The 23665-nt window shown below is 70.0% G+C and carries 20 protein-coding genes, 1 tRNA gene, 1 other RNA gene and 1 pseudogene; 9 read left to right on the top strand and 14 right to left on the bottom strand.

Going from position 1 to position 23665, the window contains the following annotated elements; all coding sequences use genetic code 11:
* Window positions 1-4: 4 nt before the first annotated feature.
* From Pph01_RS24680 to Pph01_RS24660, 5 genes are all read right to left on the bottom strand, one after another.
* Window positions 5-1075 (bottom strand): aspartate-semialdehyde dehydrogenase, encoded by a 1071-nt coding sequence (locus Pph01_RS24680; protein WP_204075521.1) that lies wholly within the window; start codon window positions 1073-1075, stop codon window positions 5-7.
* A complete protein-coding gene (locus Pph01_RS24675) occupies window positions 1072-2346 on the bottom strand; it encodes an aspartate kinase (protein ID WP_204075520.1) in 1275 nt (424 codons plus the stop codon). The genes Pph01_RS24680 and Pph01_RS24675 overlap by 4 nt, the downstream gene beginning before the upstream one ends.
* A gap of 87 nt (window positions 2347-2433) precedes the next feature.
* On the bottom strand, window positions 2434-2964 hold the full coding sequence (locus tag Pph01_RS24670) for a DUF5063 domain-containing protein (protein ID WP_204075519.1): 531 nt from the start codon (window positions 2962-2964) through the stop codon (window positions 2434-2436).
* Window positions 2957-3556 (bottom strand): recombination mediator RecR, encoded by a 600-nt coding sequence (gene recR, locus Pph01_RS24665; protein ID WP_204075518.1) that lies wholly within the window; start codon window positions 3554-3556, stop codon window positions 2957-2959. Before recR ends, Pph01_RS24670 begins: the two co-directional genes overlap by 8 nt.
* Before the next feature lie 5 nt (window positions 3557-3561).
* Window positions 3562-3909, bottom strand: coding sequence for a YbaB/EbfC family nucleoid-associated protein (locus tag Pph01_RS24660; RefSeq protein ID WP_203971754.1), 348 nt, complete (start codon window positions 3907-3909; stop codon window positions 3562-3564).
* A gap of 520 nt (window positions 3910-4429) precedes the next feature.
* On the opposite strand from Pph01_RS24660, the gene Pph01_RS24655 reads away from it, so the two are divergent.
* Window positions 4430-5836 (top strand): helix-turn-helix domain-containing protein, encoded by a 1407-nt coding sequence (locus Pph01_RS24655; RefSeq protein WP_204075517.1) that lies wholly within the window; start codon window positions 4430-4432, stop codon window positions 5834-5836.
* A 6-nt stretch (window positions 5837-5842) separates the two neighbouring features.
* Here Pph01_RS24655 and Pph01_RS24650 read toward each other — a convergent pair whose 3' ends face one another.
* Together Pph01_RS24650 and ffs are read right to left on the bottom strand one after the other, a co-directional pair.
* On the bottom strand, window positions 5843-8302 hold the full coding sequence (locus tag Pph01_RS24650; RefSeq protein ID WP_239116979.1) for a DNA polymerase III subunit gamma and tau: 2460 nt from the start codon (window positions 8300-8302) through the stop codon (window positions 5843-5845).
* Window positions 8303-8346: 44 nt separating this feature from the next.
* An RNA gene (gene ffs / locus Pph01_RS24645) (signal recognition particle sRNA small type) lies at window positions 8347-8442 on the bottom strand.
* Between the two features lie 95 nt (window positions 8443-8537).
* On the opposite strand from ffs, the gene Pph01_RS24640 reads away from it, so the two are divergent.
* A tRNA-Ser gene (locus Pph01_RS24640) sits at window positions 8538-8623 on the top strand.
* A gap of 267 nt (window positions 8624-8890) precedes the next feature.
* On the opposite strand, the gene Pph01_RS24635 is transcribed toward Pph01_RS24640, so the two are convergent.
* Window positions 8891-9580 (bottom strand): MarR family transcriptional regulator, encoded by a 690-nt coding sequence (locus Pph01_RS24635; RefSeq protein WP_204075516.1) that lies wholly within the window; start codon window positions 9578-9580, stop codon window positions 8891-8893.
* 205 nt (window positions 9581-9785) lie between these two features.
* Here Pph01_RS24635 and Pph01_RS24630 point away from each other — a divergent pair, with 205 nt between their 5' ends.
* The 3 genes and pseudogenes from Pph01_RS24630 (at window position 9786) to Pph01_RS24620 (ending at window position 12519) form a co-directional block, all read left to right on the top strand.
* On the top strand, window positions 9786-10763 hold the full coding sequence (locus tag Pph01_RS24630) for a hypothetical protein (protein WP_204075515.1): 978 nt from the start codon (window positions 9786-9788) through the stop codon (window positions 10761-10763).
* A gap of 42 nt (window positions 10764-10805) precedes the next feature.
* Window positions 10806-11746 (top strand): annotated as a pseudogene (locus Pph01_RS24625) (ATP-binding cassette domain-containing protein).
* On the top strand, window positions 11743-12519 hold the full coding sequence (locus tag Pph01_RS24620) for an ABC transporter permease (RefSeq protein ID WP_204075514.1): 777 nt from the start codon (window positions 11743-11745) through the stop codon (window positions 12517-12519). Before Pph01_RS24625 ends, Pph01_RS24620 begins: the two are co-directional and overlap by 4 nt.
* Window positions 12520-12840: 321 nt before the next feature.
* Here the strand turns inward: Pph01_RS24620 and Pph01_RS24615 are convergent, their stop codons facing one another.
* From Pph01_RS24615 to Pph01_RS24600, 4 genes are all read right to left on the bottom strand, one after another.
* A complete protein-coding gene (locus tag Pph01_RS24615; protein WP_204075513.1) occupies window positions 12841-13254 on the bottom strand; it encodes an SgcJ/EcaC family oxidoreductase in 414 nt (137 codons plus the stop codon).
* Between the two features lie 198 nt (window positions 13255-13452).
* Window positions 13453-14445 (bottom strand): sigma-70 family RNA polymerase sigma factor, encoded by a 993-nt coding sequence (locus tag Pph01_RS24610; protein WP_239116978.1) that lies wholly within the window; start codon window positions 14443-14445, stop codon window positions 13453-13455.
* A 64-nt stretch (window positions 14446-14509) separates the two neighbouring features.
* Window positions 14510-15721, bottom strand: a complete 1212-nt coding sequence (locus Pph01_RS24605) for an RNA polymerase sigma factor (protein ID WP_204075512.1) — start codon at window positions 15719-15721, stop codon at window positions 14510-14512.
* Window positions 15718-16188, bottom strand: coding sequence for a YciI family protein (locus tag Pph01_RS24600; protein ID WP_239116977.1), 471 nt, complete (start codon window positions 16186-16188; stop codon window positions 15718-15720). The genes Pph01_RS24605 and Pph01_RS24600 overlap by 4 nt, the downstream gene beginning before the upstream one ends.
* Before the next feature lie 145 nt (window positions 16189-16333).
* On the opposite strand from Pph01_RS24600, the gene Pph01_RS24595 reads away from it, so the two are divergent.
* The 4 genes from Pph01_RS24595 (at window position 16334) to Pph01_RS24580 (ending at window position 21167) form a co-directional block, all read left to right on the top strand.
* On the top strand, window positions 16334-17827 hold the full coding sequence (locus tag Pph01_RS24595; protein ID WP_204075511.1) for an MFS transporter: 1494 nt from the start codon (window positions 16334-16336) through the stop codon (window positions 17825-17827).
* Window positions 17828-17995: 168 nt separating this feature from the next.
* On the top strand, window positions 17996-19252 hold the full coding sequence (locus Pph01_RS24590; protein WP_204075510.1) for a dienelactone hydrolase family protein: 1257 nt from the start codon (window positions 17996-17998) through the stop codon (window positions 19250-19252).
* A gap of 192 nt (window positions 19253-19444) precedes the next feature.
* The gene (locus tag Pph01_RS24585) at window positions 19445-20002 is read left to right on the top strand and encodes an RNA polymerase sigma factor (protein WP_204075509.1); all 558 of its coding nucleotides are present in this window, start codon (window positions 19445-19447) and stop codon (window positions 20000-20002) included.
* The gene (locus Pph01_RS24580) at window positions 19995-21167 is read left to right on the top strand and encodes a CU044_5270 family protein (RefSeq protein ID WP_204075508.1); all 1173 of its coding nucleotides are present in this window, start codon (window positions 19995-19997) and stop codon (window positions 21165-21167) included. The genes Pph01_RS24585 and Pph01_RS24580 overlap by 8 nt, the downstream gene beginning before the upstream one ends.
* 94 nt (window positions 21168-21261) lie before the next feature.
* Here Pph01_RS24580 and Pph01_RS24575 read toward each other — a convergent pair whose 3' ends face one another.
* Window positions 21262-21915 (bottom strand): DinB family protein, encoded by a 654-nt coding sequence (locus Pph01_RS24575; RefSeq protein ID WP_204075507.1) that lies wholly within the window; start codon window positions 21913-21915, stop codon window positions 21262-21264.
* An 18-nt stretch (window positions 21916-21933) separates the two neighbouring features.
* Complete coding sequence (locus Pph01_RS24570) at window positions 21934-23523, bottom strand: dolichyl-phosphate-mannose--protein mannosyltransferase (RefSeq protein WP_308441917.1); 1590 nt, start codon at window positions 23521-23523, stop codon at window positions 21934-21936.
* Window positions 23524-23665: the final 142 nt, after the last annotated feature.

Raw genomic sequence — 23665 nt, 5'->3', positions numbered from 1 at the left:
ATGATCACGCCGAGAATTCGGCGGCTACCAGGGCGGCGATTTCGGCGGTGTTCAGGGCCGCCCCCTTGCGGAGGTTGTCGCCGCACACGAACAGATCCAGGGTGTTCGGGAAATCGAGCGCCTGGCGGATCCGGCCGACGTAGGTCGGGTCGGTTCCCACGACGTCGGCGGGAGTCGGGAAGACGCCGTTCGCCGGGTCGTCCAGCACCACGACGGTCGGAGCGGCGTCCAGCACCTGCCGGGCGCCCTCCACCGTGATCTCCTGCTCGAACGTCGCGTGGACCGCCAGCGAATGGGTGGTCACGACCGGAACGCGGACGCAGGTCGCCGACACCTTCAGATCCGGAATGCCGAGGATCTTGCGCGACTCGTTGCGGACCTTGAGCTCCTCCGACGACCAGCCGTCGTCCTTGAGCGAGCCGGCCCACGGCACAACGTTGAGGACCAGCGGAGCGGGGAACGGCGAGCCCTCGAGGTCGGGCACGGCCTTGCGCACGTCACCCGCGACGGTGCCCATCGTCCGGTCGCCCGCGACGGCCTCGATCTCCTGGTAGAGCCGCTCGGGGCCGATCATCCCGGCTCCGGAGACCGCCTGGTATGACGCGACCACCAGTTCGCGCAGGCCGTACTGCCGATGCAGGGCGCCCATGGCGGCCATCATCGACAAGGTCGTGCAGTTGGGGTTGGCGATGATCCCCCTGGGTCGCTCGAGCGCCTTCTCCGGGTTGCACTCGGGGACCACGAGCGGCACGTCGGGGTCCATCCGGAAGGCGCCGGAGTTGTCCACCGCGACCGCGCCGCGCGAGGCGACGATCGGCGCCCACTCGGCGGACACCTCGTCGGGCACGTCGAACATCGCGATGTCGACCCCGTCGAACGCCTCGGGGGCCAGCGCCTGGACGACGACGTCCTCACCGCGGACCTGGAGCACCTTCCCCGCCGAGCGCGGAGAGGCGATCAGCCGGATCTCCCCGTACGCCTCGGAGAGGTCGGACCGGTTGGTCAGGATGTCGAGCATGACGGTGCCGACGGCTCCGGTGGCACCGACCACGGCCAGCGTGGGCTTGCGGCTCATCGTCCGGTACCTCCGTAAACCACGGCCTCGACCTGGTCGGAGTCGAGGTCGAACGCCCGGTGCGCGGCGTTGACGGCCGAGTCCACATCGTTCTGCCCGACGACGACGGAGATGCGGATCTCGGAGGTCGAGATCATCTCGATGTTCACCCCGGCGTCGGCGAGTGCGCCGAAGAACTGGGCGGTGACGCCCGGGTGCGACCGCATCCCGGCGCCGATCAGCGAGACCTTGCCGATCTGGTCGTCGTAGAGCAGCTTCTCGAAGCCGACCTGGCTCTGCATCTTGTTCAGCGCGGTGAGCGCCGTCTGGCTGTCGTTGGTCGGCAGCGTGAACGAGATGTCCGTCCGCCCGGTGGCGGCGGCCGAGACGTTCTGGACGATCATGTCGATGTTGATCTCGGCGTCGGCCAGCGTACGGAAGATGGCCGCAGCCTCGCCGACCTTGTCCGGCACGCCGACCACAGTGATCTTGGCCTCGCTCCGGTCGTGTGCGACGCCGGAGATGATGGGCTGCTCCATCTCGGTTCCTTCGATCTTGGGGTCGGAGACGACCCACGTGCCTTCCCTGGTGCTGAACGAGCTTCTGACGTGAATCGGCAGGCCGAACCGCCGCGCGTACTCCACGCATCGCAGGTGGAGGATCTTGGCGCCGCAGGCGGCCATCTCCAGCGTCTCCTCGTAGGAGATCCGCGGGATCTGGCGGGCCGTTCTGACGATGCGCGGGTCGGCGGTGAAGATGCCGTCCACGTCGGTGTAGATCTCGCACACGTCCGCGCCGAGCGCGGCCGCCAGGGCGACGGCGGTGGTGTCCGAGCCGCCCCGGCCGAGTGTCGTGATGTCCTTGGTGTCCTGGGACACGCCCTGGAATCCGGCCACGATCGCGATCTGCCCGGCGTCGAGGGCCCCCCTGATCCGGCCGGGCGTCACGTCGATGATGCGCGCCTTGCCGTGCGAGGAGTCGGTGATGACACCCGCCTGGGATCCGGTGAAGCTGCGCGCCTCCTGACCCAGGTTGGCGATCGCCATCGCCAGCAGCGCCATCGAGATCCGCTCTCCGGAGGTGAGCAGCATGTCGAGTTCGCGGCCCGGAGGCAGCGGGGACACCTGCTTGGCCAGCTCGAGGAGTTCGTCGGTGGTGTCGCCCATCGCGGAGACGATCACGACGACGTCGTTGCCGGCTTTTTTCGTCGCCACGATCCGCTGGGCGACCCGCTTGATGCAGGCGGCGTCGGCGACGGAGGAACCACCGTATTTCTGGACAACGAGCGCCACAGGAATCTCCGAACGAATCAGGACGTGGAGCTCACAGTGTACTTGGGGGTCCCAAAACCCGATCAGACGAGATCAGCATATGGACGATCAGACGACCGTGCTCTCCTCGACCACGTCCAGACGGGTGTGCGCGACCAGCGCGTGCAGTGCGCGCAGCGCGGCGCCCGCGTGATTCCCCCACGTGTTGAAGTAGGAGTACTGCCACCACCACAGCGCCTCGAGCGGCCGGCCCGCCCAGTAGTGCCGCAGCCCGTGGATCAGGTCGGCCGCGACCGCGGACAGGTCGTCCGACAGCCGGTACGGCGTGACGCCCGTGTCCTTGTACGGGTCGAACACCTCGGCGTAGTCGTCCACCGGCCCGAGGCGCGTGGCGAGAGCCGTACGGAGCGGGTCGATGTCGGGGTCGTCGCTCAGCGCGGGCTCGACGTTGCCCTTGAGGATCACGTCCTCCATGGCTCCGAGCTGGGTGCCCGCGAGACTGACCTGCGCCACCTCCACCAGGAGCAGGGGCAGGATGGCGTCGCCGCCCTCGCCGCCCGCCAGGCGGGTCAGCCCGTCGATGTAGTTCTGGGCGTGTCCGGCAACCCGTTCGGCCAGGTTGTTCAGCTCTTCAGACATCCAGCAGCCTCCGTCCTTCGAAAGCGCGGCCCAAGGTGACCTCGTCGGCGTACTCGAGGTCACCGCCTACAGGCAGACCGCTGGCCAGTCGTGTCACTTTCAGCCCGAGGGGCTTGACGAGCCTGGCCAGGTAGGTGGCCGTCGCCTCGCCCTCGAGGTTCGGGTCGGTCGCGAGGATCAGTTCGGTGACCTGGCCGTCGGCCAGGCGCGCCATCAGCTCGCGGATCTTCAGATCATCGGGACCCACGCCGTCGATCGGGCTGATCGCCCCGCCGAGGACGTGGTAGCGACCACGGAACTCGCGGGTCTTCTCGACCGCCACGACGTCTTTCGACTCCTCGACGACACAGATCACATGCGGGTCGCGCCGCTGGTCCCGGCAGATCCGGCACTCCGCCTCCGCGGCGACGTTGCCGCAGATCCGGCAGAAGCGGACCTTCTCCTTGACCTCGAGCAACGCGTGCGCAAGCCGCTTCACATCCGCCGGCTCGGCGGCGAGCAGATGGAAGGCGATGCGCTGCGCGCTCTTGGGACCGACGCCGGGCAGCAGCCCGAGCTCGTCGATCAGATTCTGGACGACCCCTTCGTACATGGCTTCTAGAATCCCGGCAGCTGGCCGAGGCCACCGCCGAGCCCCTGTGCGAGCGGGCCGAGTTTCTCCTGCTGCAGCTCCGCGGCCGCGCGGACGGCGTCTCGCACGGCGGCGAGCACGAGGTCGGCGATCGTCTCCGCGGTCTCCTGCGGGTCGCCCGCGTCGATGGCGTTCGGGCTGATCTCGAGCTCGAGCAACTCGCCGCTGCCGTTCACGGTCGCGACCACGAGGCCGCCCCCCGCGCTGCCCTCGACCTCCGCATCGCTGAGCTCCTGCTGTGCGGAGACGAGCTGCTGCTGCATCAGCTGAGCCTGCTCCAGCAACTGCTGGAGGTTGACATCCCCTGGGTTCACAATCGTGCGCTCCTCAGCGTCCTGCGACGTGTTCGTCGCGACGAGCCTACGGGGTTCGCGGCCGTTCTGGCACTGGCGCGCCTGCGTGTTCCCCGCAATCGGCAGCGCAATCACAAACGAAGGTCAAGAGCCGTAGGCGCAGGCAGGGGTACGCAACACGCGCGCCAACCGGGCCTCTCGGCAGCCTCGCCCCACAGGTTCGATGAACGGGAAAAGAGGCATTAACCGGAAATGACAGAAGGAACCGCATGGATGGGAACCGCGCTACCCCCACAGTTCCCATCCATGCGGAATCCTGGTCCGGCCGATTCCCGTCCCCCCTCCAGCGGCAGGGAGTCGCCCTTCCCATCACGCCTGGTCGTCGCCGTCCGACGTGACGAGAGAAACGTAACCGGCCTTACGTTGCATACAGGTTGCGATCAAATGGTTACTCCTGGAGATTGGCAAATGCCGTCTCGGATGTTAGGCAGTTGTCGAGACGTCCTCCATACGCTTCACCCGACAGACCCGGGGGTGCTTGATGCCGGACCTGTCAGTCCGCCGGTTCCACGAGGCGGTGATGAGGGGTGACCGCACCGGCGAAGACGGGCCGCGCAAGGTCATCTTGGAGTCCTGGCGCCGGTCCCTCGACGCCGGCATCGATCCCGACCGGCACGCGGCCCCACTGGTCTACGACACCGACGAGATCGGCGACGCGCGGGCGAGCCACCCGATGAGCCGGCTGCTCCCGATGCTCCGCCACACGCTGGTGCAGATCGCCGACGAGGCCGCGCACATCATGGTGATCACCGACGCCGACGGCCTGGTCCTGTGGCGCGAGGGACACCACCAGGTCCGCAGGAAGGCCGACACGATCGGCCTGGCCGACGGCTTCCACTGGTCGGAGCAGGCGGTGGGCACCAACGGCATCGGCACGGCGCTGGCCATGAAGAAGCCGGCGCACGTCTACGCGGCCGAGCATCTGGCCCTCGCGCTGCACGACTGGTCCTGCGCCGGCGCGCCCGTCGTCGACCCCGACTCGGGCGGCGTGCTCGGCTGCCTCGACATCACCGGGACCTCCCGCGCCCTCCACCCCGCGTCCGTCGCCCTGGTCGCCGCTGCGGCCCGTCTGGCGGAGAGCCATCTCATGTTGTGGATGCGCGAGCACGACGAGCGGCTGCGTGCGCGCTACCACCGCCCCGGCCGCTCCGGCACTCTCGTCACCCTGACCGGCCGGATCATCGCCGGCGACCGGCGGCTCGGGGCGCGGGTGCGGCTTCCCGACCACGGCGACCGGATGGTGCTGCCGGACGGCCGCGTCGTCCTCCTCGAGCCTCTCGGGGACGCCTACCGGCTCCACACCCTGGACTCGTCCCCCGTCCCCCGGCTCACGCTGAACCTGCTCGGGGCCGACCACCCCTTCGCCTACCTCGACGGCATCCGGGTCCCGCTGTCGCTCAGGCACGCGGAGATCCTCACGCTGCTGGCCTGCCACCCGCGCGGCCTGACCGCCGAGAGACTCTCCTACCTGCTGTACGGCGACGACGGCAACCCGGTGACGATCCGGGCCGAGATCCACCGCCTCCGGTCCCAGCTGACCAGGGCCATCGCCGCCAAGCCGTACAGGCTGACCTGCGAGGTCTCCGGGGATTTCCTGACCGTACGGCAGGCGCTCGCGGCCGGCGACCTCGCGACCGTCGCCCGCCAGTATCAGGGGCCGCTGCTTCCCCGTTCGGAGGCCCCGGCCATCCGGCAGACGCGAGACGAGCTGGAGGCCCGGGTCCGCATCGGACTGCTGACGAGGGGCACGATCGACGACCTGTGGACCTACGCCCAGACCACGACCGGGCACGACGACGTCGAGGTGCTCGAACGCCTCGTGTCGGCGCTTCCGGAATGGGACGAGCGCCACGCCGCCGCGTCGGTACGGCTCAGCCTCGACGAGTGACCCCCGTCAGGAGTGGTCGATCTCCTCGATGATCCGGCCGCCGAGCTCACGCTGGATGAGCGCCATGCCGCTGAGCTCGCTCGCCTCGGCGTTGGCGTCGTTCAACGGGTCGACGTCGTCGGCCTCGGACGCGGACGCGCCTTTGCGGCTCGGCACCGACTCGGGCCACGCCTGGCGGGGTCCCGCCTGAGCGGCGGCTCTCGCGGCCGACTTCGCGGCGGCCAGGCCGGGGCTGGACACCCGGCCGCCTCTCGCGCCGGCCATGGCCATTCCCGGGCCCTCGTCGTCGTCAGACGGCTCGTCCGGCCAGGACTCGTCGGTCACCCCGGCCGAACCGGAGGCGGCCTGGCTCGCCCCGTTCCGGGTGGCCTGCGCCCGGCGCGTCGCGCCCGAGCCGTTCTGCCCGGAACCGTTCTGCCCGGAACCGTTCTGCCCGGAACCGTTCTGCCCTGAGCCGTTCTGCCCTGAGCCGTTCTCTGCCGCGCCGTTCTGCGCCGAACCGTTCTGTGCCGAACCGTTCTGCCCTTGGCCGCTCTGTGCCGGGCTGTTCGCGGATGCGCCGGCCGGGGCGGCGTCCTGGCCAGCGGCCGTATCCGGCGACACCGCGGAGGCCGGACCGGACCCTCGCGCCTCCGGCTCCTGGCCTCCCGCCGTCCCGCCGTCCGCCGGCCCGCTCGCGGGAGATCCGGTGCCCGGTCCTGGGCCATGGCCGTTGGGCGCTCCGGAGCCGCCCGCCGGGCCGCTTCCACCGGACGGGCCCGCGGGACCGCGCGCACCCATGCCGCCGCTGGGACCGGCGCCGCCGACGACCACGTCGACGCGCCACTTGCCGCCGAGCACGTCCCCGAGCGCCGCGGCCACCACCTCGTCGCGCTTGCCCTTGAGGAATCCCTGGACGTCGCCCGGCTTCTCGAAGCCCACGGTGACGACGTTGCCCTCGACCCCCAGCAACCGGCCCTGGGCGTTGAGGATCATCCAGGCGACCCGCTGCCTGTTCTTGATCGCTTCCAGGACCCGCGGCCAGGCCTGATGCACCGGCCCCCCGGCACCGCCGACGGGATCGGGCCCGGCCTGCGCGGACTCGGGCGCCGCCGCCTGGGTGGCCGGTCCCGCGGGCGCCGGCCAGTCGTCGGCGCCCTGAACGGCGGACGGCTCCGCACCGGCGGCCACCGCAACCGGGACCGACATGGCCGGAGCGGAGGGCTCAGGTCGCGGAGCCGGGGCGGGCGGGGCGGCCTGGGGATGGGTCTGGACGGGCACCTGCGGCACAGCCGGCTGGGCGACCGGTGCGGCGAAGGCCGCCGCGGACACTCCGCCGCGCTCGAGACGTTCGAGGCGCGTGAGCAGCGCGGTCTCGCCGTGGTCGACGGCGGGCAGCAGGACGCGGGCGCACATCAACTCGAGGAGCAGCCGAGGGGACGTCGCCCCGCGCATCTCGGTCAGCCCGGCGTTGAAGACCTCGGCGGCCCGGGTCAGCTCGGCCGGCCCCATCGAGGCGGCCTGGGCCTGCAGACTCGCCAGTTCGTCGGCGGGACGGTCGAGAAGGCCGTTGCCCGCGGCCTCGGGGACGTTCGCGAGGATCACCAGGTCGCGGAAACGCTCCAGCAGGTCCATGGCGAAGCGCCGGGGGTCGTGTCCCCCCTCGATGACGCGGTTCAGCGTCTGGAAGACCTGCGCGCCGTCGTGCTTGGCGAAGGCGTCGATCACCTCGTCGAGCAGGCCCCCGTCGGTGTAGCCGAGCAGGGAGACCGCACGCTGGTAGGTGATTCCCCCCTCGTCGGCCCCCGCCAGGAGCTGATCGAGGATCGAGAGGGAGTCTCGGGCCGACCCCGCCCCCGCGCGGACCACCAACGGCAGCGCGGCCTGTTCGTACGGCACCGCCTCCGAGTCGAGGATCTCCTCCATGAGCTGCCGGAGCGTGGTCGGCGGCATGAGCCGGAAGGGATAGTGGTGGGTGCGGGACTTGATCGTCCCGATGACCTTCTCCGGCTCGGTGGTCGCGAAGACGAACTTCAGGTGCGGCGGAGGCTCTTCGACGAGCTTGAGGAGCGCGTTGAAGCCCTCACGCGTGACCATGTGGGCCTCGTCGATGATGTAGATCTTGAAACGCGCGGCGACCGGGGCGAAGAAGGCCCGCTCACGAAGGTCGCGGGCGTCGTCCACACCACCGTGGGAGGCGGCGTCGATCTCGATGACGTCGAGGTGACCGGGCCCGGTGGGGGCGAGGGCGACGCAGGATTCGCACTCGCCGCACGGATCGGGCGTGGGGCCCTTCTCGCAGTTCAGAGACCGGGCGAGGATGCGGGCGCTGGAGGTCTTGCCGCAACCGCGAGGACCGCTGAACAGGTAGGCGTGGTTGATCCGACCGCTGCGCAGCGCCTGGCGCAGCGGCTCCGTTACGTGTTCTTGCCCCTTGACCTCGGCGAACGTCCCGGGCCTGTACTTGCGGTACAGCGCAAGGCTCATGCCGTCTCCTCGGGGGTTCAACCCGGCGGGCGGTCCCGCTAACTGAAAAGAACCCCTCGCGCACCCGCCAGAGCCCGCTTATCCTTGCTGCCTTCCGGCCCTGGGGAGGTTCACAGGATGACGCCGCGCGAGGGGTCCGAGCCACAGTCTAACCACTCCGGGCGTGTGCGCAGGCCGTGAAATCCCGCGAAAACCACGGTCACCACACAGCTGAACGTCCGCTAAGCTGTTCGACGGAGGATTCGCCTAGTTGGCCTAGGGCGCACGCTTGGAAAGCGTGTTGGGGGCAACCCCTCAGGAGTTCGAATCTCCTATCCTCCGCGCCTGGTTGAGGCAGTAAGCAGCAGGGGCCGACCCCATCCAAGTCGGCCCCTTCTTGCTGTCCGGGGTCTCGGTGGGCCGGAAAGCCTTCCCACCAACGGCTCGCCGAAGATCGGCTTCCAGCATCTCGCCGCCACAGCGATGCCGTCTGTACGGATCATCCTTGCGATCGGGTGACAGCGGGAACGGTGATCGGGAGTGGTTCGGACTACGAACGAACCGATGATCATGTCTGGTCACAACACCCGATGAAGCCGAACCGGCCGTTCACAGCTCTTGCTTGGCGTTGTAGGCCTCGCGCCACTGCTCGGCCGCCTGCAGCATGGCCTGGCCGACGTGGTCGAAGAAGTCGCCGACGTCCCGCAGCCGGCCCCCGGCGGGCGAGGCGGCCCCGAGGGTCTCAGCCGCCCCGCGGGCGAAGTCGGCCAGCAGGGCGTTCTGGCGAGCGCCGGCCATCCAGGCGCGGAAGAGCGCGTCGGCGTCGATGATGTAGCGGTCGCGGCGCCGGCGCGGGTCGCGTTCGCGGCGGACCATCTCCTGCTGTTCGAGCTCGCCGATGGCCTTGGAGACGGAGGCCGGGCTGACCTGGAGGTGCCGGGTGAGTTCGGCGGCGGTAAGGCTGCCGCTGTCGGTGAGGTAGAGGCTGGCGAGCACGCGGGCGGTCATCCGCGACAGACCGGTGCTGACCATGATCTCGGTGAACTGCTCCTCCACGGCGTCGACCGCCTCGACGTCGCGTTCCCCAGGGGCAGGCTGGCTCCTCTTGGCGCGTTCCCGGGTGGCCTCGTGCGCCTGGTCGGCCCGGTAGCCCTCGGGTCCGCCGTTGCGGGCCACCTCGCGCGTGACAGTGGACAGCGGCCGGTCCAGGCGGGCGGCGATCTCGGTATAGGTGAGCCCTTCCGCCAGGCCGTCGGCGATCTGCCGGCGGTCCTGGTGGGTCAGCCTGCCTCCGGGCATGGGTGTGCCTTCCTGGTCGCGCCTACGCGGACGGGCAGTCTTGCATCCACCCCCACCTCATTGCAAGTCAACCACTTGCGTTCATCGACAAGCCATTGCAAGTGACTCCTATTTGCCCACTCAACCAGCAGATTCAGCGTTGACGAAAAGCTGAATGCAAGCTAGCTTTTCGCATGTCGAAACGACGAGCTGGATCGGAGTTCCTGTGAAGTCCTGGCATCGTCCGCTGCTGATCTGCGCGGGCCTCATGTGCGCCCTGATGTTCGTCTGCCTTGCCGGTTTGCTGATCGACGACCGCACGCTGCTGGGCGAGTCGGTGTGGCTCAAACCGTTGAAGTTCGGCTTCGCCTTCGGCCTCTACGCCGGAACACTCGCCTGGCTGCTGTCGAAGCTGACCAAGGGCAGGCGGCTGGGCTGGTGGGTCGGCACCGTGTTCGCCGTCGCCGCAACCGTCGAGGTCGGCGTCATCACCCTGCAGGCGGGGCGTGGCACCATCAGCCACTTCAACGCCGACCAGAGCGATCCCATCACCGTGGCGCTGGTCCCGTTCCTCACCTACGGCGTAATGATCATCCTGATCGCGCAGCTGATCATCGGGATCATGGTGCTGATCCAGCGCACCGCCGGCCCGGCACTCACCCGCGCGATCCGCGCCGGGCTGGGACTGGCCACCGTCGGCATGCTCGTCCCGCTCTACTGGTTGGCCACCGACATCCACCCCCGTACGGTCACCGACGCCAACGGCGCCCGGATCCCCATGTTCCAGGGCCACGGCATCGGCGACCCCGACGGCCACGGCATGCCCCTCACCAACTGGAGCGTCACCGGCGGGGACTTCCGCGTCCCGCACTTCTTCGGCCTGCACGGCATCCAGGTGCTACTCGTCCTCACCGCGGTCCTGGCCGCCCTGGCCACCCGGTACGCCTGGTTGCGGGACGAGCGGGTGCGTGCCCGCCTGGTGGGCACCGCGGCCCTCGGTTACAGCGGCCTGGACGCCGTCGTGACCTGGCAGGCCGCACGCGGCCAGTCCCTGATCCACCCCGACGCGGCCACCCTCGCCGCCTTCGCCGCGACGGCGCTGGTCACCGCGCTCGCCGCCGCCTGGACGATCATCGCGGCCAGGCGAGCCGTACGGCAGGCCGCCGACGCGGGGCCTCGCCCGCTGATCTCCACCTCAGCCTGAAACGCCGCCCCGAGCCCACACCCGACCCTCAAGGACCCGATCATGACCGACCCGGCGATCTCCGCCACCGGCCTGCGCAAGACCTACGGCAAACACCTAGTCCTCGACGGCGTCGACCTGGACATCCCGGCCGGCACCATCTTCTCCCTCCTCGGCCCCAACGGCGCAGGCAAGACCACCATGGTGAAGATCCTCTCCACGCTCTCATCTCCGCCGACGGCGGCGACGTCCGGGTGGCCGGCCACCACCTGACCAGGGAAGCGCAGGCCGTACGCGCCGCGATCGGCGTCACCGGCCAATACTCCGCGGTGGACGGCCTGCTCACCGGCGAGGAGAACCTCCGCCTCATGGCCGACCTGCGCCACCTGGGCCGATCCCGGGGCCGCGAGCGGGCGCGGGAACTGCTCGAGCGGTTCGACCTGACCGAGGCCGCCGGCAAACCCGCCGCGACCTACTCCGGCGGCATGCGACGTCGGCTCGATCTCGCCATGACCCTCGTCGGCGACCCCCGCATCATCTTCCTCGACGAACCCACCACCGGCTTGGACCCGCGCAGCCGCCGCACCATGTGGCAGATCATCCGCGGACTGGTCGCCGACCACGGCGTCACCATCTTCCTCACCACCCAGTACCTGGAAGAAGCCGACCAGCTCGCCCACCGGATCGCCGTGCTGAACCACGGCAAGATGGTCGCCCGGGGCACCGCAGAAGAACTTAAACGCCTGGTCCCCGGCGGCCACGTCAGCCTGCGCTTCGCCGACCCACACGGCTTCGAGACGGCGTCCCAAGGGCTGCGCCCGATCTCGCGCGAAGAGGAGACGCTCACCCTGCACGTCCCAAGCGACGGCGGCGTCAGATCGCTGCGAGCGCTGCTCGACTGGCTCGACGGCGCCTCCGTCACCATCGACGAACTGGCCGTCCACGCCCCCGACCTCGACGACGTCTTCCTCGCCCTCACCCAGGAAAGCGAACCCGCCCGATGAACGCGCTCCACGACTCGGCCACGATGCTGCGCCGCAACCTGCGGCACATGCTCCGCTACCCCACCCTCACCCTCATGATCATCGGCATGCCGATCATCTTCCTGCTGCTGTTCGTCTACGTCTTCGGCGGCACCCTCGGCGCGGGGCTCGGCCAGGCCGGCGGCCGCGCCGACTACCTCGCCTACGTCACCCCCGGCATCATCCTGATGACGGTCGCCTCGGCCGCCACCGCCACCGCGGTGACCGTCGCAACCGACATGACCGAGGGCATCGTCGCCCGCTTCCGGACCATGGCCATCGCCCGCGCCTCCGTCCCGACCGGTCACGTGCTCGGCAGCATGATCCAGACCCTGCTCGGGGTCGCCGTCGTCGGCGGCGTCGCCGTACTGCTCGGATTCCGCTCGACCACCGGCCCTCTGCAGTGGCTCGCCGCGCTCGGCATCCTGACCCTGTTCGTCCTCGGCCTCACCTGGTTGTCGGCCGCGCTCGGCCTGGTCTCTCCCACTGTCGAGATCGCCAGCAACATCCCCATGCCGCTGATGTTCCTGCCGCTGTTCGGTAGCGGGTTCGTCCCCACCGACTCCATGCCCGGCCCGCTGCGCTGGTTCGCCGAGCACCAGCCGTTCACCCCGCTCATCGAGACCCTGCGATCCCTGCTGCTCGGCACCCCGATGGGCGACAACGCGACCGTCGCCATCGCCTGGGGCGCCGGCATCGCCCTGGTCGGCTACCTGTGGGCCAGGAAGCTCTACAACCGCGACCCCGCCCGCTAGATCCCGACGAGCGTCCTGCTCAACCCGCGGGAGTCCGCAGACGTGGAAAGCGTGTTGGGGGCAACCCCTCAGGAGTTCGAATCTCCTATCCTCCGCGCCTGGTTGAGGCAGTAAGCAGCAGGGGCCGACCCCATCCAAGTCGGCCCCTTCTTGCTGTCCGGGTCTCGCCTGCCAGAACCGATCCGCCTGGGCGCCTAACGCCGGTGTCGCTCACCGCGACCGATGTGGCTGCGCCGGCCTGTGGAATCGGTGATCGAAACGCTCAACGACCGGCTCAGTATCGAACGTCCCGGGGCTCACTTCGCGCCGCGCGGCCGCGGCTCACCGCTCAGGCGCCAGCACCGGGCTGTTGTGATAAGCGGCGATCAGCCACTGGCCGTCCCGCTTCTCGAAGACCCAGGTCGCGTTCACCTTACGCCGGTCGTCCGGAACCTCGGTCTCGCCGGCGAACAGGATGGCGGATTCGCTGATGACGATCGCGCCGTCCCTGCCGACGAAGCGGATGCTGAGCTGCTCGTTGTAGGTCGAGCTGCCCTTGAGCGGCCCCTCGAAGCCCAGGGCCATGTTCTGACGGATCACGTCGCGGCCGTCGCGGAGCGAGCCGGTCATGATGGCGGTCGCGTCCGCGGTGTAGTTGGCGACCATGCCGTCGGCGTCGCCGGCCTCCCACGCCTTGTAGGAATCAACCAGCACGGCCTGGATCGCGGCCTCGTCTTCCGTACGAGTGTTCGACATCGGATTCTCCCTTGTGATCGGCTCGCCCGAGGTATTCCGGCGAACTCGCCGATACATACCGGCGGCGGGGCCGGAACTCATCGCGCCCGCGGTCAGGAGATCTCGAGGCGTGCTCGACAGGGAGAAGCTGCCGTAGCAGTGGCCGCGTCAGCAATGGATACGCAGGTTGCGGGAGTGGGTGTCATCCCCCTCGCCCGGCTAAACACCATCCCCGACGTCGACAGGCCCCTGGGCGTCGAGTCTGGCCGCCAGACCGAAAGCCGCGAAGACCTCGGAACCCTGGAACACCGAATTCCGGCTGATGCCCTCGGCGGTGACGGTGAAGATCTGGAGCGTGTGCAGCTCGTATCCGCCACCGACGCGCCGATAGGCGGCGAATCCGGGCTGGCCGCCGTTGGCCGTGACCTCCTTGAGGAGCCAGTCCTTCCCGGCTTTCTCGAAGACCCATCCCATGAACAGGCCGTAGTTGCTGCGGCCGGAGAACCAGTTGAGCATCGGCGGCATCTCCATGAGCACGTCCTCGGTGAGCAGCCGCTTGAGGCCCTCGACGTCGGCGAGCTCGAACGCCTTCATGTAGCGCTCGACCCAGGCGCGCTGCTCGGCCGTGGACGGCTCGCCGACCCGTTCCTGCCGGACCCCGACCTCCTTCACGCGGGTACGCGCCCGCTGCAGGGAACTGTTCACCGACACGACGGTGGTGCCGAGGATTTCCGCCGTCTCGGACGCGGAGAAGCTGAGCACGTCACGCAGGATCAGGGCACCGCGCTGACGCGCCGACAGGTGCTGCAGGGCGGCGGCGAACGCCAAGCGCAGGCTGCTGCGGCCGATCACGGCCCCAGCCGGATCGCCCGCGTCCAGCAACGAGTCCGGCAAGGGCTGGAGCCAGGCGGCGTGCTCTCCCTGGACGAGCGGCTCGAGCGGATCCGACGCGGCCACCAGCCCCGACGGCAGCGGGCGGCGGCCGCGAACCTCCAGGGCGGTCAGGCAGGCGTTCGTCGCGATCCGGTAGAGCCAGGTGCGCAGTGAGCTGCGAGTATCGTCGTACTGCTCCTGCGCCCGCCACGCCCTCAGGTACGTGTCCTGGACCAGGTCCTCTGCGTCGTGAGCCGAGCCGAGCATCCGGTAGCAGTACGCCAGCAGCTCCGTCCGGAACGGTTCGATCCGACGATCGAAGCCTTCTTCCCCCGTCATCACGCCACGCCCCATCTCCACTGCCGTCGCACCACCGTATCGGGCGCCTACGAACCACCAGGATCTACGTTCTCAACCGGCTGGCCCGGGACTCCAGGTAGCGCCGCTCGGCGAGGCTGGCGGTGGCCCTCGCGGCGCGCCGGTAGTGCTCGTACGCCCCGGCCGTGTCGCCGGTCTTCTCCAGCAGGTGCGCCCGTACGGACAGCAGCCGGTGATGCCCGGCCATCCGCTCGTCACCGTCCAATGTGGACAGCAGGGCCAGCCCGGCCGGCGGGCCCTCGGTCTCGGCGAGCGCGATCGCCCGGTTGAGGGTGACCATCGGGTTGGGCGCGATCCGTTCCAGGATCAGGTAAAGCGCGTGCACCTGCGGCCAGTCGGTCTCCTCGACCGTGGCCGCGTCGGCGTGCGTGGCGGCGATGGCGGCCTGCAGCTGGTAGGGCCCCAGGGCCGGGCCGGCCAGCGACGCCTTGACCAGCTCGGTGCCCTCGTCGATCAGCCCGCGGTCCCACTTCGTGCGGTCCTGCTCATCCAGCGGAACCAGGTCGCCGGCCGCCGTCGTACGCGCCTCCCGGCGGGCGTGGGTCAGCAACATCAGCGCGAGCAGCCCGGTCACCTCGTCGTCCTCGGGCAGCTGCGCGTGCACCATCCTGGCCAGCCGGATCGCCTCGCGCGCGAGGTCGGCGCGGTCCAACTCGCTGCCCGAGGAGGCGGTGTAACCCTCGTTGAAGATCAGGTAGAGCACGTGCAGGACGACCCGTAGCCGCTCCTCGCGCTCCGCGCCGTCCGGCAGGCTGAACGAGCTGCCGGCGCCCTTGATGCGCTGCTTGGCCCGGCTGATCCTGGCCGCCATCGTGGCCTCCGGCACCAGGAACGCGCGGGCGATCTCGGCAGTGGTCAGACCGCCGACCGCCCGCAGCGTCAGGGCGGTCTGGGAGGCCGCGGTCAGCGTCGGATGGCAGCACAGGAACAGCAGGACGAGCGTGTCGTCGGTGTCCGGCACGTCCTCGGACACCGCCTCGGCGAACGTCGCCGCCTCCCGCTCGCGGCGCGCGTGGTCACTGCGCATCTGGTCGATGAGCCGCCGGGACGCGACAGTCACCAGCCAGCCGCGCGGGTTGTCCGGCAATCCCTCGGCCGGCCACTGCACGGTGGCGGCGAGGACGGCCTCCTGTACGGCGTCCTCACACCCTTCGAACTCGCCGTGCCGGCGTACCAACGCGCCGAGGACCTGCGGCGTGAGCTCACGCAGCAGGTCCTCGATGGCTGGTGCGGTCATGCCTCCAATTGTCCGTCAGCGAACATCACCTGCCGCACCTCGACACCCAGACCCTCGATCGCGGTGTCCGGGATCTGTGATGCCAGCTCGATCGCCCGCTCCTTGTTCTCGCAGTCGATCAGGTAGAAGCCGCCCAGATACTCCTTGGCCTCCAGGAAGGGCCCGTCGGTCACCACCGGCTGGCCGTTGCGTACGGCCACCACGGCGGCCTGTGACGGATCGACCAGCGCCTGCGTACTGATCAGCTCGCCGGACTTCTTCAGCGCGTCGAGGAACCTGCTGTGGCCGTCGCCGATCGCCGCCCTCTCCTCGTCGGTCAGCGCGTCCAGCACGGCCGGGTTGATGTGCAGGCTGATCAGGAACTTCATCTCGTACTCCTCGGGATCGCGAGCCCCGGACGGGCCCTTCGACCGGTTGGTCGGAGCCACCGCCGTCGTCTTGACATCCCCCGCCGAAAACTCTCGCATGAGTTTCGCCGCCGCATCGCCCGGAGGTCGTCATCTCTGGTGCTCCCACCGTGGCAGACGCGAGAGATTCGTCCGCACCGATGTCAAGAAGCTCTCGGCCGCTCCGACCAACCGGCGAGACGTCGAGAGAACAGGAAGTTCGGATATGCGAGTCAACCGGGCGTGGCTGGGACTGGTCGTCCTGGCGCTGCCGACATTGCTCGTCGCGATCGACGCGACGGCGTTGCTCCTCGCGCTGCCACGGCTGAGCGCCGACCTGGGGGCCACCAACGTCCAGCAGCTGTGGATCAGTGACAGCTACGGATTCATGGTGGCCGGCCTGGTCATCACAATGGGGACGCTCGGCGACCGGATCGGCCGCCGGCGGCTGCTGATGATCGGCGGAGCGGCGTTCGCGGTGTTGTCGGTCGTGGCCGCCTTCGCGGTCAGCCCGCTGATGCTGATCGTCGCGCGTGCGCTGCTGGGAGTCGCCGGGGCGACCCTGGCGCCGTCCACACTCGCCCTGATCACCAACATGTTCCGCGACGAACGACAGCGCGGGAAGGCCATCGCGATCTGGGCGACCTGCCAGTTCACCGGCGGCGCGCTCGGCCCCGTGCTCGCCGGGCTCCTGCTCCAGCACTTCTGGTGGGGATCGGTGTTCCTGGTCGCCGTGCCGGCGATGGCGTTGCTGCTGCTCGCCGGGCCGGTCCTGCTGCCGGAGTTCCGCAGCGACCAGGCCGGCCGGCTGGACCCGGCGAGCGTCGGGCTGTCGATCGTGGCGGTGCTTTCCATGGTCTACGGCATCAAGCAGCTGACCGTCGAGAGCGTGCCGGTCGTGCCGGCTGCTGCCCTCGTGGCCGGCGCGGCCATCGGGTTCCTGTTCGTACGCCGGCAACTTCGGCTGGAGACGCCGCTGCTGGACCTGCGGCTGCTGCGCAACCGCCCGTTCGCGGCCGTGCTCATCGCACTGGTCTTCGCAGGCATCGCCATGGCCGGTACGGGCCTGCTGGTGACCCAGTACCTGCAGAGCGTGCTGGGCTACTCGCCGGTCGCGTCGGCGGTGCTGTTCGCCCCAATGGGCCTGGGCGTGGCGATCGGCACCATGGCCGCGCCGGCGCTGGCCCGGCGGATGAAGCAGACGACCGCGATCGCCGGCGGGCTGGCGGGGTCGGCGCTGGGCAGCCTGCTGCTGGTCGGCGTCGACGGTGCGAGCGCCCTGCCGCTGGTGATGATCGGCATCACCGTGCTGGCGCTGGGCACCGGCCCGCTGTTCGCGCTGGGCACCGGGCTGGTCGTCGGGTCCGTCCCGCCCGAGCGCGCCGGTTCGGCGGCGTCGATGTCGGAGACCGGCAACTACCTCGGCGGTTCGCTCGGCTTCGCGCTGCTCGGCGTGCTGGCCGCGGTGGTCTACCGCAGCCGGATGGACGGCACGTCCGACTCGCTGGCCGGCGCGGTCGACGCCGGCCGGCACCTTCCCGCCGAACAGGGCGCGGTACTGCTGCACACCGCGCGGGAGGCGTTCACCGCCGGCCTGCACGTCACCGGCGTCGTCGCCGCGGTCATCTTCGCCGGGCTGGCCGTTCTGATCCTGAGCATGCGCCCGGCGACCCGCACCACCCCGGCCGCACTCCCCGGCTACGAGGCGAGTCGCTCATAGGTGCCAGAAGCCGTCACCGATGACGTCGAAGGGAGGAAGCAGGCGGCCGCGTCTACAACCGGGGCCGTTGGAAGCCGAGGGGCAGTGCGGAGGTGGGGCAGGCACTACCTCGGATATGGGTGCGCGCAGGCTGGGGCCGTGATCACCTTCGTCCCTAATGTCGGGATCATGCGATCACGCCTTTCCTTCACCCGCCGTCTTCTGGCCCTGGCATGCGCCGCCACCCTCCTCACAGTCCCCGCCGCGACGATCGCCATGGCCGCCGCCTCCCCCACCGCCGCACGGCCGCAGGCGGTCGCGGCCGTTCCCGACCGCGGCGAGGTGGTGTCCGCCACCGGCGTGGGACGTCTTTCGAGCAAGCAGGTGGCGGCCTATCTGCACAAGACCGGGTTCCCCGCCCCCAAGACCGTCGGAGGCGTCGACCTCTACACCCTCGTGTACGGCACCGTCACGGTCGACGGGAAGCCGACGACGGCCAGCGGGGTGGTGGCCCTGCCGCAGAAGCGTCGGCGCGACCTCCAGACAGTGATCTACGAACACGGCACCATGGCCACGCGGAACGACGCACCGTCCCTGGACGGCGAGAGTGACGGCCAGGCGATACCGATCGCCTTCGCCTCGGCGGGTTTCGCGGGCGTCGCCCCCGACTACCTCGGCCTGGGAAGCGGCCCGGGGTTCCATCCCTACATGCACGCCGAGTCAGAGGCGACGGCGTCCGTCGACCTCCTGCGTGCGGCGCGCACGATGGCCGCGCGCCACGGGCAGAGGCTGAACGGCCAGGTTTTGGTCACCGGGTTCTCCCAGGGAGGCCAGGCGGCCATGGCCCTCGGCCGCGAGCTGCAGCGTGGCGCCGACGGTCGCCTGCGACTGACCGCGCTCGCACCGATCAGCGGTCCCTACGACGTGGAGGGGGCCGAACTGCCCGCCGCGCTCTCCGGTGACCTGGACCCGCTCAGCTCGACGTTCTACCTCGCCTACTGGATCGTCTCGATGAACCGCCTGTATCACTTCTACGACACCCCCGACCAGGTGTACCGCGCGCCGTACGACACGACGATGGAGAAGTTGTTCGACGGCGACCACGCGTTCGAGGACATCGCGGCCGGGCTGCCGCCGAACCCCCGGGAGTTGCTCACCGAGGACTTCCTCCGACGGCTCGAGCAGCCCACCGGAACCCTGCTTCAGGCCATCCGCGTCAACGACACCACCTGCACCGACTGGCGTCCCCGCGTGCCGGTACGCCTCTACGGGGCGAAGGGCGACGGGGACGTCGCCTTCGCCAACGCCGAACACTGCCTGCGAGACCTGCGCGCCCACGGCGCTGACGTGTCGCTGACCAACGTGGGCGACGTCGACCACAACACCTCGGCCTTCCGATCCCTGCCCTTGGTCCTGCGCTGGTTCCAGCAGTTGCAGAAGCACTGAAGGGAGAACACGTAGTGCCCGTCCGGAGCACCGGACGGGCACTACGTACTGTCTGTCGGGCGGCGTTCCCCCGTCCTCGCGCGCGATCGGAACGCGAGGCGGCCGACCCCGACGACGGCGGGAGCGGGAAAGCAGAGGCGGCCTGCGGTTGATACCCATGTGACCGCCATCCGCTCTATGGAAAGGCACCACATGACAGGGGACCCCCCGCCTCGCCCGGCCGAGCGTTTCGACGAGGTCTTCGACGTCTACTTCGCCGAGATCCACCGGTACGCGGCCAAGCGGCTCGGTCCGGACGCCGCCGACGACGTCGCGGCGCAGACGTTCCTTGAGGCGTTCCGGCAGCGCCGGCGCTACGACCCGGAACGCGCGGGCGTGCGCACCTGGCTGTACGGCATCGCGACGAAGGTGATCGGCCGGCACCAGCGGGCCGAAGTCCGCGCGCTGCGGGCGGGCGCGCGCCTCGGCCCGGGCCGCCTCGCCGAGGAGCACGCCGAACGGGTCGACGCGCGGGTCAGCGCCCAGGGCCTGCGGGGCGAGCTCGCCGGGGCGATCGCGGCGCTGCCGCGAGGGCAACGCGACGTGTTGCTGCTCGTGGCCCTGGCCGACCTCCGCCACGACGAGGTCGCGGCGGCGCTGGGGATCTCCTATGGCACGGTCGGCTCCCGGCTGAACCGTGCCCGAACCACGCTGCGCAAGGCGCTTGGCGGAACCAATCCGATGCTCACTTTGGAGGAACAGCATGGATGAGGTCCGGATGGTCCGGGACGGCTACCCCGAGCCCGCCCCACCCACCGCCACGGCGATCGCCAGGGCGAAGGCACTGCTGGACGAGCCGCCCCGCCGTTCACTGCCCCGGCTGCGGTGGGGGCTGAGCGGTGCGCTCGCGGCGGCCGCGGCGGCGACCGTGGCGATCACGCTGGCCGGAGGCAACACGGTCGTCAGCGGGAACACACCCGGCGGGGGGAACGCGCCCGCGCAGCCCGCCCCGTTGCACCTGGACGGCAAGGCGGCGATCCTCGCGGCAGCGGAGAAGGCGGAACAGCAGCCGATCGGCAAGTACTGGTCCACCGACCTGATCCAGGGCCAGTCCTACATCATGCGTCCGAAGACGGGGACCTACGCGATCACCGGTGCGCACAGCGAGATGTTCAGCTGGTGGGGCGCGAAGCCCGGCATGGGTGAGGCGTACTACGGACGTGACCTGCCGGCCCGCCCGCCGACGGCGCGGGACGCGGCACGGTGGCGCACGGCGGGGTCGCCGTCGAGCTTCCGCGTCTGGTCGAACGATCACTACTACACCTACACCGCCAAGGCGACGAAGTGGCAGGCGGACCGGCCGAACGCCGCCGGCGGCGGGGAGTTCCCTGGCGGGACGTCGGCCGAGGACCTGCGGAACCTGCCGACCGACCCGGCCGAGCTCGCTGACAGGTTCCTGAGCGAGACGGAGATGGTCAAGGGGGCGGGCAAACCGCCGAAGAATCCCACCCATCAGGCACAGACCCCCATGGCCGAGATCATGAGGGTCGCCTCACTCCTGGCCGGCCCGTTGCCGCCGAAGGTCCGAGCGGGTCTGATGCGGGCGCTGGCCGACCAGCCGGGCATCCACTCGATCGGCGGCGTGACCGACCCGCTGGGTCGCCGGGGGGTCGCACTGGCCGCCGACGACCGCGCCATAACGGTCACCGGCGAGTTCGGCGCGCCGAAAGCCGAGCAGGGGACCTACCGCTCCCGAGCCGTGATCGTCTTCGATGAGCGCACCGGAGCGGTGCTGTCCGAGCATGAGGAGCTGACGCGGCCCGGCGGCCCGTACGCGGAGATGAAGCCGGGCTTCGTCATCAACTACTGGACCCTCCGCTCGGCGCAGTGGACCGACACCAAGCCGAAGCCCCCGGCCGAACTGCCGTTCACCTGATTCCTTCGAACGGGCTCCAGGCAGAGGCGAGACACCCGGCGCCTCGTCCGTCCGCACCACGGGGGCGTGGGCGGCGAGGCGCGCCGGCGTCACCTCAACGGGGCGTGCCGTACCAGCGCCAGGTGGTCAGGCGCGGGCGGCCGGGAAGCTCGGCGCGCCCCGTGGCCCACAACAGGGTGGTCCACGGATCCGCGGTCACCACTGTGCCGGGGAACAGCCGGTGGAGCACCCGTGAGCAGAGATCGGCGGGCGGGTTCCAGGTCAGCCCGAGCCCCTCGGCCAGATCGTGGGTGTGCACCAGGGTCTCCACGGTCCCCATCGCGGCGAAGCCCTCGGCGTCCGAGGCGCCGAAGACGTGGTGCGCGAGCACTCCCGGCGGCGTCATGCGCACCACGCCGACCAGCATCGCGCCGCACGCCTCGAGCACCTGCAACAGTCCGTCACGCCCGGCCTCGCGCTTGGCGAAGATGGTGTTCACGGGACCTTCCGGCCTTCGCCTCTCCCAGGTGAACGGCACGTGCGTGTCCTGGGGCGGCTTCCTTGGGCCCAGCTGGGCGGCGTAGGCGAACAGGTCGTCGGCGAGATGCTCGACGGTTTCCCAGCACGTCCACTCCAGCGAGCCGGCCCTCCGGTCCCACGAGTCCTCCGGAACGTCCGTGAGGACGTCGACGGCGAGCCGGACGGCCCGCTCGAGGTCGTCAGCGGTCACGGGCTGGACGGAGGGTCCGGTTTCTGCAGATTCGACCATGGCGACGACCGTAATCGGTCAGACCCAGCTGCGCGGGATCATGCGCCACAGCCACTCCTGATAGGAGATGGTCGTCGCAGTGAAGACGGGCGACAACCACCAGAAGTTCACCAGGGCCAGCAGCGCGAACGCGCCCACCACCGAGGTGCCCGCGATCCGGCGTCTCGCGGACGCGCCCACAGGGCCGATGATCAGTCCGGCCACCAGCACGAGCGCCAGGATCATGAACGGCACCATCGGGAGTGCGTAGAACAGGAACATGGTCCGGTGATCGGCCATGGCGAAGTAGAACCATGGCAGCCACCCGGCCAGATAGGCGCCGAGGACGGCTCCCGCCCGCCAGTCGCGCGTGTTGAAGTACCACACGACCAGCACGATCAGCGCTGCCAGCGCCCCGAGCCAGATCACCGGGGTGCCGGTCGCCAGCACGGCAGAGGTGCAGGTGTCCGCGCCGCAACCGCCGGTCGGCGTCTGGTAGTGGAACGACACCGGCCTGAGCAGCAACGGCCACTGCCAGGGCCACGACTGGTAGTCGTGGTGCACGGTCAGTCCTTCGTGGAAGCCGAGCACCTGGTCCTGGTAACCCATCCATGACCGGAGCGAGTCGAAGACGAAGAAGGCCCATCCGTTCGACGTCGCCTGTTCCCAGTTGCGGCCCCAGCCCTTGTCCGTGGCGAACCACCCGGCGTACGAGCCGACCCACGTGACCACGGGCACGGCGAGCGTCCAGGCGACGCCGAGCGGCCAGTCGAGGCGCCACGCCGTCCGGTAGGGCCGCGGCAGGCCGATCGCCCGGCGGGCGCCCGCGTCCCACACCAGGGTCATGATCGTGAAAGCCAGGATGAAGAACGCGCCCGTCCACTTGGTGGCCAGCGCGGCCCCCAGGCAGAGCCCGGCGGCCAGGCGCCACGGCCGCAGGCCCAGCCGGGGCCACGGCGCGGTCACGGCGGAGCTCTGGTACCAGTCGACGAGCCGTTCCCTGGCGCGGTCCCGGTCGACCACCAGGCAGCCGAACCCGGCGAGCACCCAGAACATCAGGAAGACGTCGAGCAGTGCCGTACGCGACAGGACGAAGTGCAGGCCGTCCAGCGCGAGCAGGAAGCCGGCGAGACAGCCGAGCAGGGTGGAGCGCGTCAGGCGCCGGGCCACCCGGGCCAGGACGAACAGCGAGGCGGTGCCCACCAGAGCGGCCATGAACCGCCAGCCGAACGGCGTGAGACCGAACAGCCACTCGCCGACGCCGATCATCCACTTGCCGAGAGGGGGATGCGCGACGAAGGCCCCGCACTGCTCGGCCTGGGCGCACGTCTTGAAGATCTGCGTGTTCCCGCCGAGCATCAGGGCGTCGGCCCCGTCGACGAACTGCCGCTCGACGCCATGGGTGATCGTGGAGAAGGCGTCCTTGGCGTAGTAGGTCTCGTCGAACACGACCGCGTTCGGGGTGCCGAGCCGGTCGAACCGGAGGATCCCTCCGAAGACCGCGACGATCAGCGGTCCGAGCCATCCCCACAGACGGCTCCCGGGCATCGGCGGCACGAGCCGGTCCCTGACCGACAGCGGCGCACTCCCGCCGGGTTTTCCAACCGCCCGTTCGAAAGTCTGCGCCACACCGGCATCGTGTCACAAACCCTTACATAAATGGCCAATAATCGGAACGATCCACTGCGGGCGATGACATTCCCGCATGGCCTGGCAATTCATCGGGAAACGGTCCGGAAGGCGCGTGTCGCACCGAGGCCACCGCGCCCGC

It is taken from the genome of Planotetraspora phitsanulokensis, assembly GCF_016863295.1.
GTDB classification, from domain to species: Bacteria; Actinomycetota; Actinomycetes; order Streptosporangiales; family Streptosporangiaceae; genus Planotetraspora; species Planotetraspora phitsanulokensis.
This window is presented reverse-complemented; position numbering and strand designations above follow the sequence as displayed.